The sequence below is a fragment of the Chitinophaga sp. RAB17 genome, assembly GCF_052114225.1.
Taxonomy (GTDB): Bacteria; Bacteroidota; Bacteroidia; order Chitinophagales; family Chitinophagaceae; genus Chitinophaga.
Genome location: NZ_JBFREI010000022.1, coordinates 1 through 14433 on the forward strand (window position 1 = coordinate 1; position 14433 = coordinate 14433).

Genomic DNA, 14433 nt, shown 5'->3' on the forward strand with positions numbered 1-14433 from the left:
ACTGTCCACGCGCACTGTCCACGCGCCGTAAGCACCAAATTCAGTAGGCTTGTTGGCCGCCATGGTAAAGATGGAGTCATTACAATGTATCTGGTTCACATTTGCTTTCGCAACTGCCGGTACATCGTAATTGGTCAGTAACACGGTATCGGTAGTAGCGGCGCAGGTACCGTTGGAGATAGTCCATACCAGGGTAGCGGTATGGCCAGCGAGTACTTTAACTTTTGTAGTATTTAAAGTGGTGTCGGTAATGGTTGCCCATGTTGGTTTACCTACTACTGTCCAGGTGCCATTAGCTCCATATTCGGTTGGCTTGTTAGCGGCCATAGTGAAGATAGAGTCGTTACAATGTAACTGATCCACGTTTGCTTTCGCAACAGCAGGTACATCGTAGTTGGTGAGCAGCACGGTGTCGGTAGTAGCGGCGCAGGTACCGTTGGCAATAGTCCATACCAGGGTAGCGGTATGGCCAGCGAGTACTTTAACTTTTGTATTGTTTAAAGTGGTATCGGTAATAGTTGCCCATGTTGGTTTACCTACCACAGTCCACGCACCATATGCTCCATATTCAGTAGGCTTGTTAGCGGCCATGGTGAAGATAGAGTCATTACAATGTAACTGATCCACATTTGCCTTCGCAACAGCAGGAACATCATAGTTGGTGAGCAGCACGGTATCCGTAGTAGCGGCGCAGGTACCGTTAGTGATGGTCCATACTAATGTAGCAGTATGTCCAGCCAATACTTTAACCTTGGTGGTATTTAAAGTAGTATCGGTAATAGTTGCCCATGTTGGTTTACCCACCACGGTCCATGCACCATACGCGCCATATTCAGTAGGCTTGTTAGCCGCCATGGTGAAGATGGAGTCGTTACAATGTTTCTGATCTGTACCGGCAGTTGCTGCTACTGGTTTTTTGAAGTTGGTGATAAACATGGTATCCGTTGTTGTTAAACAAGGACCATTTGCAATTGTCCAAAACAAAGTAGCGGTATCACCAATATTTACTTTTACAGTAGCATTGGGTAGGGTAGGGTTAGTGATAATTGCATTGGAATTCCAGGTAGTCCACAAGCCGTTAACACCAGGAACTCCTGTTGTGTTACCATTTAACAGGAAGTCAGTAGTACGTTCACATGCACGTTGATCCACATTTGCATTTGCTTTATTCGGTTGAGCAAATACTTTTACTGTCACGGAAGCACAGGTAGTACTGGCACAAGGGCCGGTGCTTGGTGCCATCACAAAGTAAGTAGTGGTAGCGGTAACATTATTAAAGGTAACAACAGAGCTGTCTGCATTGGAAGAAGCAGGATAAACACGTTTGCTGCCCGGATCGCCAGGGCAAGCACCGGTATACCATTTCCAGGTGGCTGCTTTGCCAGTAGAGTCTTTTCCGAGCGAACCTCCAACAACGGTTAGTGTAGTACTACCGCTTACGCATATACTATCTACAGATGCAGTTACACTTGCAGGAGCTTTAGACGGTTCTTCTACAGATAATGAGAAGTAGACTGTTGTATTACATCCATTCAATGAATCTTCTCTCGCAGAAAGTACAAAATCATAATTGCCGGCAGGTGTTCCTGCAGGCAGTGGTACGGTAAAGGAACCAGCCGGAGTTGCAGCGGGCCATGCACCTGTGATTTTTGTGAAGTTCGGCATCTTTCTGGAAGCCAATGCAGCCGGGTTCACATCCAGTATATAGTTCAGGATAGTTCCTGTTTGACTATTATAGGATACAGTAAATGTGGTAACGGTGTTACATACTGGCGCGGCAGTTACTTTAACGGTAGGAGGGTTCTTAACCGTCAACTTGATGATACTGGAACTAGCACCAGCACATACACCGTTGGAAATACTCCAGACGAGTTGCACTGTCTTAGGACGGGTAGCACCAAGAATAGTAGCGATCGCATTGTATGCTGTGTCGTAATTCAACGAAACATCCGCAGCGGTTGTACCTGCACCTAATGTCCATTTACCTTTTTCGCCAACGCCTGGTTTGGTGGCATTCAACTGGAAAGTAGTGATACCACATTGTACTGAATCTCTACCTGCATTACTTGGTGTAAGTGGTTTGGTATTGATCAGCGTAACTCTGTTGGTATCAGTACAGGCAGCCAGCGCTTTATTGGTAATCACCCAGAAGAGATGAACGGTATCTCCGGGTTGTACACCTGTAACGGTGGTTTGTGGGTTAGTGGTATTGGTGATCACCTCCAGTTTATGAGGGCCATCAAACATCCAGGTACCCTGTTGATCTACCGGTGGTGTGCTTCTCTTAATAGTGAAGTCCGGTATATTACATTGTCTGTAGATGGTATCCACATCTGCGTTCGGTACAGATCTGACATTGACAGACACCGTATCGTAGGCGTTACAGGTATGATTATTCAGTGCAATCGTATATTGCTGCGTACCTACAGCTGGAGGTGTATGGTTTAACGATACATCACTCAGGTTACCGATATTGGTACCATTATATTGCCATCTCCAGGAGATACTATCTGCCGGAGCACCTGCGTGGGTTTGAGTGAGATTGATTGTTTTACCCAAACAGATATCGGTTGGTGTAGCCGTCATATCAATGGTCGGCTTCAGATCCACGATCACATTGGCATAACCGGTGTCTCTACATTGTCTTGGTGATTTTGTGACACTATTCCACCCATAGTCAGCAATACCGATAGCAGCAAAGGTGGTATTGACCAATGGATAAGCGGTCATCTTAGGGCCCTTGATAATGGGCAATGTTTGCCATTCATAGGTACTGTATCCGCCGTTGGCCGTTAATATTACTGAGTCGCCTATACATATCCTACCCGAGGAGATAGTTACTTTCGGTTTAGGGAGTACAGAAATTTTTGTGTACAAAGATGGAGAAGCACAGTTGCTGGGGTTATCCTTTTCCAGGATGTTTACCCGGAAATAATAATCCACAATCTGATTGGGATCTCCTTTCAGTGTTCCTACCGGAAAAGTAAGTACATCTGTGTTAATGCCTGTAACGCCGGCTGGAAAAACAGAAACGGCAGGCCAGTTGAGTGTATCCTTGGTATATTGCCATTGGTAAGTAGGATTTGTAAAATAATCCAGCGGGCTATATACTGCTTTAATGGTAACAGGGGCTCCCTCACACAACGAATCCGCCCTTAAAGGCGGYTTTGATTGTCCATCAATAAATGAATAGATATAAGGACTACAATATTTGAAGCTGATATCATCAATGGCGATGTCATTACCGCAATCTCCCAATTTGTCATTTAGAATGCTCAGGGTTACGTTAGTTACATTCGCCGGTGTTTTAAATGCGCCTCCATATTCCTGCCAGGTGGGTGCATCCAGATTCATGGATACATCATAGGTTTTGAACTTAGCAAGCACTGTTCCGGTGGCATCATCCGTGATCTGGAAGGTAACACCGGCATAGTGGTATCCGTCCACGTTACCGGATGCGCAGGTGGAGTTAAATACCTCCTTACTATTGACGTTCATAAACCAGGCACTGAAATTATACATAGAGCCTGGACATACCGGAACTGCTTTTTTAACAAAGAATGTTTTTTTCTCAACAGCAGAGTTAGCGAGCAGCATGCCACCTACTCTGGCAGGATTTGTATTTGGTGTGTGATCGTAAGCTTTCACCCATTCTGATCGGATCTGCGTGTGCCAGAAAACAGTATAACTATTATCTGCAAAATTAGGGTTGCTGCCACTACCATTGGTATAAGTAACATAGTTGTATCCGGTGGGGCTTGGAGGTACGCTGGCGTTGCTGACACTATTGGCAGCACCTGTCGGAAACGTACCAAAGTTTTCCAGGAAATCTCCCACACCTGTATTTTGGCCCAGGCAGGTGGCCATCGAGCAATCCTTTACATATATACTTTTAGAAACGGTGGTTTTAACTCCATTGACATACCCAACGGCCTTGATAGTATATTGACCTTTATCAAGGAATTGTATCGTCAGCGCGTTCTTGTTACTGGGTGCCTCCGGCTTCTGACCAAGCAATTTAGGGCTCAGATCGGGATTCCGCTGGCTGGCATATAGGATATTATAGCTCCCTCCTGTAATGGTCCAATCCACAGAATCAGGGATCTGGCTTACTTTCCAGAAGAATACGTTAGTACTGGCAAAGCTCTTCCAACAAGCAGAATCGGGGAGGTTCATGAACCAATCCCCCGTAGAAGGGTTTTGCCTTGCACTCGCCTGCTTATTCAGCAGGACAAGCCCCAGTAGGAGGAATAAAAAGGTTAATAGTCGTTTCATAGGTGCAAGCAGTTAAGTAAAAAAAGTATCAGGTCTGGTAGTCGGTTTTCTACTCAGTCCTATTGTTCCTCAACTCTTTACATCGATAGAAATAACCGGCGAGGGATTTCCGGTCCATGTTGGGTAATGTGTAAAATGGTTTCATAGGCGTCAGGTGTTTATACATGGTATGGCTAAAATATATAATTAAATTAAGATTAAAATTATAAATAATATAGAGAAATAAAAAAAGTGTTATTATTTATAATATGAATAAGCACGAGATAAGTTGGAAAGAGGGTCAATCGAAAATTGATAGTCAATCGCTTGTGGAGGGGTAAAAAAATATTAATAAGTTATCCACATTCCGAATGGGCGTTTAATTATTTGCACAAGACTGTGCTTTATTGAATTATTTTCATACCTTTGCAGACCAAATTTGATGTAAGATGCCCAAAGTAAAGACACATTCCCGTGCCAAGAAAACGTTCAAGGTTGGTGGGAACGGACAGATTAAGCGGTTCATGGCCTTCAAAAGCCACTTACTGACTAAAAAATCTACGAAAAGAAAACGTAGCTTAAGAGGTAGTACGCTGGTTCACGAAGCAAATCTTAACCTGGTTAAGAGAATGCTCGGAATGCGCTAGTATCTGTCAAAAGAATCGAATTTTATAACCTGAGAAAAAACAAAGCAAATGCCTCGTTCAGTTAATGCCGTAGCTTCAAGAGCCCGGAGAAAAAGGATCTTAAAGCAAGCCAAAGGCTTCTACGGTAAAAGAAAAAATGTTTACACAGTAGCGAAGAACGTTCTTGAGAAAGGACTTACTTACAGCTATGTTGGTCGTAAATTAAAGAAAAGAAACTACCGCCAGCTGTGGATCGCCCGTATCAACGCTGCTGTTAGAGCAGAAGGGTTGACCTATTCTGTGTTTATGAACAAATTAGCCAGCAAAAACATCGACCTGAACAGAAAAGTTCTGGCTGATCTGGCTATGAATGAACCAGAAACTTTCAAAACACTGGTAGCTTCTGTAAAGTAAGACTTACCTGATAGTAAATACCCGATAGCTGACATCCCACAAGATGTCAGCTATTTTGTTTTTAGGAAAGATGCCCAACAAAGCGGAGCCACTCCCGCTCATCGTTGCATACACCGCTCCCGCAGCATATAATTGCTCCTTTATCTTTGCCAGCGCCGGATGTGCTTCAAACACCGGACCTTCAAAATCATTGGTCATCCTGTTTTTCCACTCCGCCACCGGTAATTGTATCATGTCTCTCAGCGCATAAGCAGGAACTTTAGGTGTTAACTGCTTAAAAGCCCAGCCAGTATTCACATGAATACCCGGATGTACTAACAGGAACGAATATCCGGAAAGGTCCAGCGTAATAGGGGTCATTATTTCACCCCGACCTGTAGCAAAACAGGGCTTGTTGATAATAAAAAACGGGCAATCACTTCCCAGTTGCGCCGCATAGTCTACCAGTGCCGCTTCCGTTAACCCCAGCTGAAATTTCTGATTGATTAATTGCAGCATGAAAGCTGCATCAGCAGAACCACCGCCCAAGCCGGCACCTATAGGTATGTGTTTATGCAGATGAATATTTAAAGGTTGTACCTGTGGAAAATCCTGCTGCAGCAAATGAAATGCTTTCAGGCAAAGATTATCGTTTGCATTGCCAGGCACCGTAATACCGCTGCTTTCAAATTGCAAGGAATGGTGTGTAATGGCTTCCAGCGCATCACAGACAGGCAGGGGGTAAAAAACAGTTTCCAGGTCATGAAAACCATCCGGGCGCTTATTGGTAATATGCAAGCCCAGGTTTATTTTACAATTGGGAAATACAATCATGTAACATTCATTGCATAGCAAAACAACAGCTACAGTCTTCAACTGCCGGCTGCATTGATTTTACTGAAAAGAAATTATTTGCTTTTGCGGCTGTTAATCTCATCGCGTATGGCGATGGCACGGATATAATCCTCCTGTTCCAATACTTCCTGTAACAGTGTCGTTAATTCCTCTACATTCATCGCTTTGAGGTCATCCTCTGCACCTTTTTCATGCTCTGAAATGGTAGGGGTTACCGGTTTGTTACTCTTCTTACCGGCAGGATCATCCAGTAAGATACCTGCACTGTTGAGAATATTCTCAAAGGTGTAAATAGGGCAGCCAAAACGAACAGCGAGGGCTAAAGCATCAGATGTACGGGAATCTATCTCGATGGTTTCATCGTTATTGGAACAGATAAGCTTGGAATAAAAAATGCCTTCCTGTAAATTACTGATGACCACCTCTTGCAATTCCACATTAAAGGCGTTCATGAAGTTCTTCATCAGGTCATGTGTTAAAGGCCGGCTGGGTTGCATTTTCTCAAGAGCTACTGCAATCGCCTGCGCTTCAAAGCCACCAATCACAATAGGTAAACGGCGTAATCCATTTACTTCTCCCAGTACCACGGCATATGAATGAGTCTGCGTAATGCTGTGCGATAAAGCAACTATTTCCAGTTCTATTTTTCTCATATCTGTCTTGCGTTGTCGCTGAATAGTTTGTAAGACCGTGAAGTTAGAAAAATATTCCTTATCTAAAAAAAATCTATAATGATAAATGCCTAATATACAAATTACGAATTAAGAATTACGAATTACAGGATCAACACGATCTTAAAGTTTGAACCCATAATTCGTAATTCTTAATTCGTAATTGATGGTCTTATCCTTCTTTAAATTTCTTCACTGCTTTTGTGAGCGCAGGCACTACTTCAAATGCATCACCTACAATACCATAGTCTGCTGCTTTAAAGAAAGGCGCTTCCGGATCCTTATTGATCACTACAATCACCTTACTGCCATTCACACCTGCCAGGTGCTGTATAGCACCGGAAATGCCAATAGCGATGTAAAGATTGGGCCTTACGGTTAAGCCGGTCTGACCCACATGCTCATGGTGTGGACGCCATCCTGCATCTGCAACCGGACGGGAGCTCGCTGTTGCCGCACCCAGGGCTTTCGCCAGATCTTCCAGTATACCCCAGTTCTCAGGTCCTTTTAGTCCGCGGCCGCCGCTGACAATGATTTCAGCCTCCGTTAACGGAATATCCCCACTCACAGTTTCTGTTTTTACCACCTTTACTTTAAAGTCCGCATCGCTGATAGCAGGCGTGAAAGCCTCTACAGTAGCAGTTGCAGTACCTGGAGCTACCGGGAAGGTATTGGGTATAATAGCAATTACCTTGATATCAGATGTAATATTGATGTTGGCAAACGCCTTACCGGAGAACACATTTTTCTTTACCACAAAGCCATTGCTGGTATCCGGATAGGAGATAGCTCCCGATACCAGACCCGCTTTGAGCTTAGCGGCCACTCTTGGCGCCACTGCTTTACCATCAAAATTATGAGGGAAGATGATCACCTTGCTGCCTTCTTTGCCTGCCGCTTCAGCAATAATCTTTGTGTATACAATACTTTCTACTTCATGTAAACGCGCATCTGCAGCGTGTAATACCTTTTGTGCGCCATAATTTCCCAGTGCAGCCAGCTCGTTGGCATCAACAGGGCCCAGCACCAGTGCTGTTGCTGTTGTACCCAGTTGCTCCGCTACTTTAGCGCCATATTGGATGGCTTCCAGCGCCGCTTTCTTGATTTTACCCTGTGCCTGATCGGCAAATATTAATATAGACATGAATAATTTAATTAGTAGTTGAGAGATAGTTTACCCTTAGATCACTTTTGCTTCTTCATGCAGTAACTTCACCAGTTCTTCCACATTATCAGGACTGATGAGCTTAACGCCGGCTTTAGCCGGTGGCAGTTCAAAGCCTACTATGGCAGTAAGACTATCTGCAGCAACAGGTTCTACTACAGTCAATGGTTTGGTTCTCGCAGCCATGATGCCGCGCATATTAGGGATACGGGCTTCTGCCATTCCTTTCTGGCAGGATACTACAACCGGGAGTGATACTTCACATACTTCTTCGCCGCCCTCAATTTCCCTGTTCACCGTAGCCACGGTACCATTCAGATCGAATTTAGCAGCAATGGATACATAGGGCAGTTCCAGCAGTTCGGCCACCATGCCACCTATGCCGGATCCGTTATAATCGATGGTTTCTTTACCGGTAAAAATAATATCGTATTGTTTGTCCCGGGCATGTGCCGCGATCTGGGACGCAATGTAATAACTGTCAGCACTATCTGCATTTACACGGAAAGCCTCATCGCCACCCAGTGCCAGGGCTTTGCGGATAACAGGATCACAATCTGCAGCTCCTACCGTAATAAGATGCACATCTGCCCCTATGGTTTCTTTCAGCTCCAGCGCCCTCACCAATGCATACCATTCATCGTACGGATTAATAATAAACTGTACACCAGCCTCATTGAATTTCGTGTTATTGTCCGTGAAAGCTATTTTTGCAGTCGTGTCCGGAGTTTTGCTGATACATACTAAAATCTTCATGGCCTTAAACTGTTTTATTTAAAAATGCGGTAATAGCAAATATATCTAAATAATGTACGCCAACCGCAGAGGGAGAAGATGATTTTAATCAGCATAACAATTGACATATTGTATAATTAAATAATAACAAACGGCATGGACAGAATCGCACAAATAAAGCAGTTACTGTTGGCAACACCCAACGACAGCTTTCTGAAACACGCACTGGGACTGGAATATATTAAGATCAACGATGACGTGGCGGCACGGCAGCAGTTTGAAGAACTGCTCGCATATGAGCCTGGTTACGTAGGCTCCTATTATCATCTGGGTAAGTTGCTGGAACGTGCAGGCGACAATACAGCTGCCATGAAGGTGTACGAAACAGGAATGGCCATGGCTAAAGCCGGCAACGAAAGACATGCTTATAACGAATTACAGTCCGCCTACGAAGAACTGGCCTATTGATATTTTAAATCCAACAAACAACGGATGCCTCAACATTTAGTAACTAATTTTTCCGCCTACATTTCCCGGCAGCAATTATTCGATCCTGCGCAGAAGGTCCTCCTTGCCGTTAGTGGAGGAGTCGATTCCATTGTGATGGCCTGGTTGTTTAAGCAAGCCGGTTACCAGGCAGGGATTGCCCATTGCAACTTTCAGCTCCGTGGAGCAGAGTCAGAGCGGGACGAAGCATTTGTAAAACAGATGGCGGCCAGCCTGGAATTGCCACTGCACACCATACGGTTTGATACCAACGCATACGTGGCCGAAAATCGTGTAGCCATTCAGGTAGCCGCCAGGGAACTGCGTTATGCCTGGCTGGAACAGGTGCGTGCGGCAGAAGGGTATGCTTTTATCGCCACCGCACATCATATGCAGGACAGCGTTGAAACTGCCCTGATGAACTTTACCAAAGGTACAGGCATCGCCGGTTTGCATGGGATACTTCCCAGGCAGGAACATCTTATCCGCCCTTTGTTATTTACAGAGAAAGATACCCTGGTGGCTTATGCGGCCATGCATAATATTGCTTACGTAGAAGATAGTTCCAACATAACGGATAAGTATACACGTAATTACTACCGTCACCTGGTCATCCCGCGATTGCAGGAAGCTTTTCCGGGTGCGGTGAAAAATATGGCGGCCACGATTGAGCGGATGAAAGAAGCCGAAATCCTTTACCAGGAAGCACTGGAAAAACATCGCAAACGGCTGCTTTTCCAGGAGGGCAATACCTGGAAGGTGCCGGTACTGAAGCTGCAGAAAAGTATACCATTACAAACCATTGCCTGGGAACTGTTTCGTGTATTTGGTTGCTCTTCTGCTCAAGCGCAGCAGGTGCTGTCTTTATTGGACAGCGAATCCGGCAGATACGTAGAAACCGCCAGCCATCGCATTATCCGTAATCGTCAATGGTTGCTCATCACACCACTGGCCACCGTGGATGCGCCATTGGTAGTGATTGAACCGGAACAGGCACATATCCATTTCGGTGGAGGACAATTACATCTGCGCAGGCAGGAAAGGGGCACGAATGCTATTCCTGCCGCCGCAGAAGCAGCCTGGCTGGATGCCGCCCAGGTAAGCTATCCGCTGATCCTGAGAAAATGGAAACAGGGCGATTATTTTTATCCGCTGGGGATGCCCAAGAAGAAAAAGGTAAGCCGATTCCTGATAGATCAGAAATTATCATTGCCGCAGAAGGAAAATGTATGGGTGCTGGAATCTAACAAACGTATTGTGTGGATAGTAGGAATGAGGGTAGACGACCGGGTGAAAATAACCCCTAAAACAAAAGAAGTATTGAGCGTGGAATTTGTTAAATAAGGAAGATGGATTTAGTTACGGAAGAAGTAACTAAATCCATCAACATATTATCTTACAAACTGCGAACGATGCATCAGCATATAAATAAAATCAGTACCTAATTCAGGATGAAACAGCAGTGGGAATACAACACCGAACAAGGCCCCCCACAGATGCGCATCGTGGTTGATATTTCCTCCTCCTTTCCGGGACATATAAGCTGATATACCCAGAAATAAAACACCATAAACAACTGCTGGCATTTTAAGCGCGAAGAATAAATAAATAGACGCCCATGGATTAACAATAATCGCAGTAAATACAATCGCAGAAATAGCCCCGGAAGCGCCCAGCGAAGAATAATCCGAATTGTTGCGATTCTTGATATAGGAAGGTATATTGGCTACCACAATTCCCAGGATATAATATAATACATACACTAGTTTATTATGAAATAAACTGGTGAAAACATCTTCTATAAATCTACCAAAAAACCATAGGGTCAGCATGTTGAACAGCAGGTGCTGAAAATCGGCATGCACGAAGCCAGAAGTGACAAAGCGGTAATATTGCCTGTACCGGTTTACCATATATGGTTGCAGACTTAGTTTATTCAACTGATCATAGTTCTGTAGGGCCGTGTAGGAAATAAGGCAGGTAATAATGATGATAACTAAGCTAATAGAGAATGTCATATAAGCGGGTTGTTATTGAATAATAAATGTAGTTATTGATGGTGATATTTCTCCCTGTTTAAAACGGTATAGGCACGATACAATTGTTCGGTGAAAATAAGCCGTACCAGCTGATGTGGAAAGGTAAGGGGAGACAAGGACATTTGTAACTGCGCCCTTTGCAGCAAGGTGGCATCAATGCCAAAAGCGCCACCTATCAATATAATCAGCTGCCTCGTGCCCGCATTATTGCGCTGCTGCAAAAAATCGGCAAATTGCACGGTAGTCATCATCTTTCCTTTTTCATCCAACGCCAGCAAAAAGTCGGTGGGCTGCAACATATCCATGATAATTTTGGCCTCCTGCTTTTTCAGTTCAGGTACAGATAAACTGGCGGCCTGTTTCACCGTAGGAATCAGTTTTACCTCAAAATCCACGTAATGTTGCAGCCTTTTTTGAAAAACCGCAATGCCATCCCTGATGTAGGGATCATGTTCCTTTCCTATGCTCCAGAGTTGAATTTTCACGTCTTCTAATAATTAATCAATTATTGTAAAAGTAAGTGTAAATCAGAAGATTGCAGCGATTTTTTTAGTAAGTATTTGGCATTTTCGAAAAAACGTATAACTTTGGAATACATTGATATTTATTGGCTCCGTAGCTCAATTGAATAGAGCATCTGACTACGGATCAGAAGGTTTCAGGTTTGAATCCTGACGGGGTCACAAAAGGACAAGGCAGATTTTTTCTCCTTGTCCTTTTTTTATTTATCCCGGAGTGAAATAAAGCAAGCCACCCGGTTTGTGTGGTAGAAGCTCCCGACTCCCGCTCAGCGCTGACTTTCCGGTGTGTATTTGTATAGACTATACTGTTAATTAAGAAATCATTTATCATCTTTTAATATCCGGTAAATAGGCTATGGTAGTCGTTTCGCTGGATATTTTAGGTGGCGTATATACATGCTGGATAGTAGGGTGTAAATTTTTTTTGGTTTAAATAAAAAGTTATTTCATATTTGCACTCCCAAATAGGGAAATGGCTCCGTAGCTCAACTGAATAGAGCATTTGACTACGAATCAAAAGGTTTCTGGTTTGAATCCAGACGGAGTCACAAAAAGAAAAAAAGCCTTCCTGTTATTTACCGGAAGGCTTTTTTATTGCGTGTAATTTTTTCAGTTTTTCTTCACACGTTCCACTCTTCTGTTTTGGGCCATTCCGTTTTTGGTTTCATTGGAAGCCCAAAGGGATAAGGGGCCTACGCCGCCCGCCGTTACCTGGTTTTGTTGATGCCGTATTTGGTGACTGGTTCATTGACTACCGCGTTCACCCGATCTTTTTGATAAAGTCATGTTATGATTAAATTCGCCTGCATTGTCCGTGCGGCCTACTATATAAACATTCCCGCGATATCGGCCGGATCAACCGTTGTCAATATACGCGATGACCGTTCAAATAACGTATATACGTTGCCGGTAGTCACCAAAAAAGTGAAATTTTTTTTGTTAAGTTTAAAACAAATCCTACGTTTGCACTCCCAAACAGGGAAACGGCTCCGTAGCTCAACTGAATAGAGCATTTGACTACGAATCAAAAGGTTTCTGGTTTGAATCCAGACGGAGTCACAAAAAAGGTCTCAGCATTTGCTGAGACTTTTTTTTATGCACCTAAATGAAGGCCAGCACCCAATTGGAGAAAGGTTATTTTAATTGGTCATAACGCAGCCTAAATTGATACCGGGGTTTGTTGAAATAGCCGATGATACTTGGTATTGATGGATTTTTGGTTTAAATTCAGAGGGGAATTATTTAATGAAGGAATTGTTCTTATGACTGAGATAGTCTCAGTGCTATGGTGATTATTTGCCATGTATAATTTATAATTTATGGAAAGGTCCTTTCTGTTTCTAAGTCTTGCCCTGGTAGTAGTTGTTTGGGGTGGGTGTCATGGCGCCCAAACAACATCTTTTCATCCGGTGGAGGATTCTCTGGCCATGGAAAACAATACTCCTCCGGATACGCTTCCTGCACCAGGTGCCACCAAATCGGTGACTAATTTCAGTAATGTAATCGGCTGGCCAAACGATAGCAAACCTATTGCACCGGCGGGTTTTGAGGTCACCAAATTTGCTGACGGCCTGGAGAACCCCAGGTGGATTTATGTGGCGCCCAATGGAGATGTTTTTGTTTCTGAGTCGAATGCTATCAAAAGATTCACGCAGGAAGTGATCAACACGGTGAGCGGTAAAGCTAAATCAGAAAATAACAACATTACCGCTAACCGGATTACGATGTTCCGTGATACCAACAACGATGGACATCCTGATGAACGATACACCTTCCTGAAAAGACTGAATCAGCCATTAGGCATGCTGGTGTTGAATGACGCCTTTTATGTTGCCAATACAGATGGACTGATGCAATATCCTTATAAGGCAGGAATGACAAGCTGTACATCTGAAGGAAAGAAAATCCTGCCTTTGCCTGCAGGTGGCTATAATAATCATTGGACCAGGAATGTGATCAGGAATGAAGAAGGGACTAAGCTGTATGTTTCCGTTGGGTCCGGGACTAATGCTGCTGAACACGGTATGGCTAATGAGAAAGGCCGGGCCAACATACTGGAAGTAAATCCGGATGGTACAAATGTAAAGGTATATGCCAGTGGATTGCGTAATCCGGTAGGGATGGACTGGGCTCCGGGTACGCATACACTCTGGACGGTGGTGAATGAACGTGATCAACTGGGTGATGACCTGGTGCCGGACTATTTTACCAGTGTAAAAGAAGGTGCTTTTTATGGTTGGCCGTACGCTTATTTTGGTCAGCATGAAGATCCCGGCTTCAGGGGGCAGGCAAAAGAACTGGTGAAAACGGCGGTGGTTCCTGATTTTGCGTTAATGGCCCATACAGCTTCTCTCGGCCTGGTTTTTTACAGGAGCAGTGTATTTCCTGAAAAGTACAGAAATGGAGCGTTTATAGGTCAGCATGGCTCATGGAACCGTACTTATCTATCAGGTTATAAGGTGATCTTTGTGCCTTTCCGTGATGGTCGTCCGGCAGGGAAGGCGGAAGACTTTCTGACAGGTTTCATTGCAGATGAATCTAAAAGCAGAGTACACGGTCGCCCGGTTGGTGTGGCTGTTGCTAAAGATGGGGCGCTGCTGGTCGCAGATGATGCATCAAATACGATCTGGCGCGTTGCAATTAAATAGCAGTTGAAAATGCTAGTTTTAATTTCTTTCCTTTTAGTTA

The 14433-nt window shown here is 44.2% G+C and carries 12 protein-coding genes and 3 tRNA genes; 8 read left to right on the forward strand and 7 right to left on the reverse strand.

What is annotated here, in order from left to right:
- Positions 1 to 4275: immunoglobulin domain-containing protein (locus AB4Z08_RS34905; protein ID WP_441578412.1), on the reverse strand; the 4275-nt coding region annotated here is incomplete at its 3' end.
- Positions 4276 to 4703: 428 nt separating this feature from the next.
- On the opposite strand from AB4Z08_RS34905, the gene rpmI reads away from it, so the two are divergent.
- Positions 4704 to 4901: a 50S ribosomal protein L35 gene (rpmI, locus tag AB4Z08_RS34910; RefSeq protein WP_079471802.1), complete on the forward strand. Its 198-nt coding sequence runs from the start codon at positions 4704 to 4706 to the stop codon at positions 4899 to 4901.
- Between the two features lie 48 nt (positions 4902 to 4949).
- Entirely contained in the window at positions 4950 to 5294 is a 345-nt protein-coding gene (gene rplT / locus AB4Z08_RS34915; RefSeq protein WP_441578413.1) for a 50S ribosomal protein L20, read from the forward strand.
- A 3-nt stretch (positions 5295 to 5297) separates the two neighbouring features.
- Here the strand turns inward: rplT and ispE are convergent, their stop codons facing one another.
- From ispE to AB4Z08_RS34935, 4 genes are all read right to left on the reverse strand, one after another.
- A complete protein-coding gene (ispE, locus tag AB4Z08_RS34920) occupies positions 5298 to 6107 on the reverse strand; it encodes a 4-(cytidine 5'-diphospho)-2-C-methyl-D-erythritol kinase (RefSeq protein ID WP_441578414.1) in 810 nt (269 codons plus the stop codon).
- A 74-nt stretch (positions 6108 to 6181) separates the two neighbouring features.
- Complete coding sequence (locus AB4Z08_RS34925) at positions 6182 to 6781, reverse strand: bifunctional nuclease family protein (protein ID WP_441578415.1); 600 nt, start codon at positions 6779 to 6781, stop codon at positions 6182 to 6184.
- Positions 6782 to 6971: 190 nt separating this feature from the next.
- The gene (locus AB4Z08_RS34930) at positions 6972 to 7943 is read right to left on the reverse strand and encodes an electron transfer flavoprotein subunit alpha/FixB family protein (protein WP_441578416.1); all 972 of its coding nucleotides are present in this window, start codon (positions 7941 to 7943) and stop codon (positions 6972 to 6974) included.
- A 36-nt stretch (positions 7944 to 7979) separates the two neighbouring features.
- Complete coding sequence (locus tag AB4Z08_RS34935; RefSeq protein ID WP_441578417.1) at positions 7980 to 8720, reverse strand: electron transfer flavoprotein subunit beta/FixA family protein; 741 nt, start codon at positions 8718 to 8720, stop codon at positions 7980 to 7982.
- A gap of 135 nt (positions 8721 to 8855) precedes the next feature.
- On the opposite strand from AB4Z08_RS34935, the gene AB4Z08_RS34940 reads away from it, so the two are divergent.
- A complete protein-coding gene (locus AB4Z08_RS34940) occupies positions 8856 to 9167 on the forward strand; it encodes a hypothetical protein (protein WP_331968716.1) in 312 nt (103 codons plus the stop codon).
- Positions 9168 to 9191: 24 nt separating this feature from the next.
- Positions 9192 to 10529: a tRNA lysidine(34) synthetase TilS gene (gene tilS / locus AB4Z08_RS34945; protein WP_441578418.1), complete on the forward strand. Its 1338-nt coding sequence runs from the start codon at positions 9192 to 9194 to the stop codon at positions 10527 to 10529.
- Positions 10530 to 10576: 47 nt separating this feature from the next.
- Here tilS and AB4Z08_RS34950 read toward each other — a convergent pair whose 3' ends face one another.
- Positions 10577 to 11203, reverse strand: a complete 627-nt coding sequence (locus tag AB4Z08_RS34950; RefSeq protein ID WP_441578419.1) for a rhomboid family intramembrane serine protease — start codon at positions 11201 to 11203, stop codon at positions 10577 to 10579.
- Between the two features lie 32 nt (positions 11204 to 11235).
- Entirely contained in the window at positions 11236 to 11709 is a 474-nt protein-coding gene (locus AB4Z08_RS34955; RefSeq protein ID WP_441578420.1) for a 23S rRNA (pseudouridine(1915)-N(3))-methyltransferase RlmH, read from the reverse strand.
- Positions 11710 to 11833: 124 nt separating this feature from the next.
- Between AB4Z08_RS34955 and AB4Z08_RS34960 the strand changes: the two genes are divergently transcribed.
- From AB4Z08_RS34960 to AB4Z08_RS34975, 4 genes are all read left to right on the forward strand, one after another.
- Positions 11834 to 11907: transfer RNA gene (locus AB4Z08_RS34960), tRNA-Arg, on the forward strand.
- Between the two features lie 312 nt (positions 11908 to 12219).
- Positions 12220 to 12293: transfer RNA gene (locus AB4Z08_RS34965), tRNA-Arg, on the forward strand.
- A gap of 437 nt (positions 12294 to 12730) precedes the next feature.
- A tRNA-Arg gene (locus tag AB4Z08_RS34970) sits at positions 12731 to 12804 on the forward strand.
- A 260-nt stretch (positions 12805 to 13064) separates the two neighbouring features.
- Positions 13065 to 14393 (forward strand): PQQ-dependent sugar dehydrogenase, encoded by a 1329-nt coding sequence (locus tag AB4Z08_RS34975; RefSeq protein WP_441578421.1) that lies wholly within the window; start codon positions 13065 to 13067, stop codon positions 14391 to 14393.
- Positions 14394 to 14433 lie beyond the last annotated feature (40 nt).

Bases quoted from the DNA above. Each gene is read 5' to 3' on its own strand.
- AB4Z08_RS34950 (WP_441578419.1), bottom strand. From the start codon at position 11,203: ATGACATTCTCTATTAGCTTAGTTATCATCATTATTACCTGCCTTATT.
- AB4Z08_RS34930 (WP_441578416.1), bottom strand. From the start codon at position 7,943: ATGTCTATATTAATATTTGCCGATCAGGCACAGGGTAAAATCAAGAAA.
- AB4Z08_RS34935 (WP_441578417.1), bottom strand. From the start codon at position 8,720: ATGAAGATTTTAGTATGTATCAGCAAAACTCCGGACACGACTGCAAAA.
- rplT (WP_441578413.1), top strand. From the start codon at position 4,950: ATGCCTCGTTCAGTTAATGCCGTAGCTTCAAGAGCCCGGAGAAAAAGG.
- AB4Z08_RS34940 (WP_331968716.1), top strand. From the start codon at position 8,856: ATGGACAGAATCGCACAAATAAAGCAGTTACTGTTGGCAACACCCAAC.
- ispE (WP_441578414.1), bottom strand. From the start codon at position 6,107: ATGATTGTATTTCCCAATTGTAAAATAAACCTGGGCTTGCATATTACC.
- AB4Z08_RS34925 (WP_441578415.1), bottom strand. From the start codon at position 6,781: ATGAGAAAAATAGAACTGGAAATAGTTGCTTTATCGCACAGCATTACG.
- tilS (WP_441578418.1), top strand. From the start codon at position 9,192: ATGCCTCAACATTTAGTAACTAATTTTTCCGCCTACATTTCCCGGCAG.
- rpmI (WP_079471802.1), top strand. From the start codon at position 4,704: ATGCCCAAAGTAAAGACACATTCCCGTGCCAAGAAAACGTTCAAGGTT.
- AB4Z08_RS34975 (WP_441578421.1), top strand. From the start codon at position 13,065: ATGGAAAGGTCCTTTCTGTTTCTAAGTCTTGCCCTGGTAGTAGTTGTT.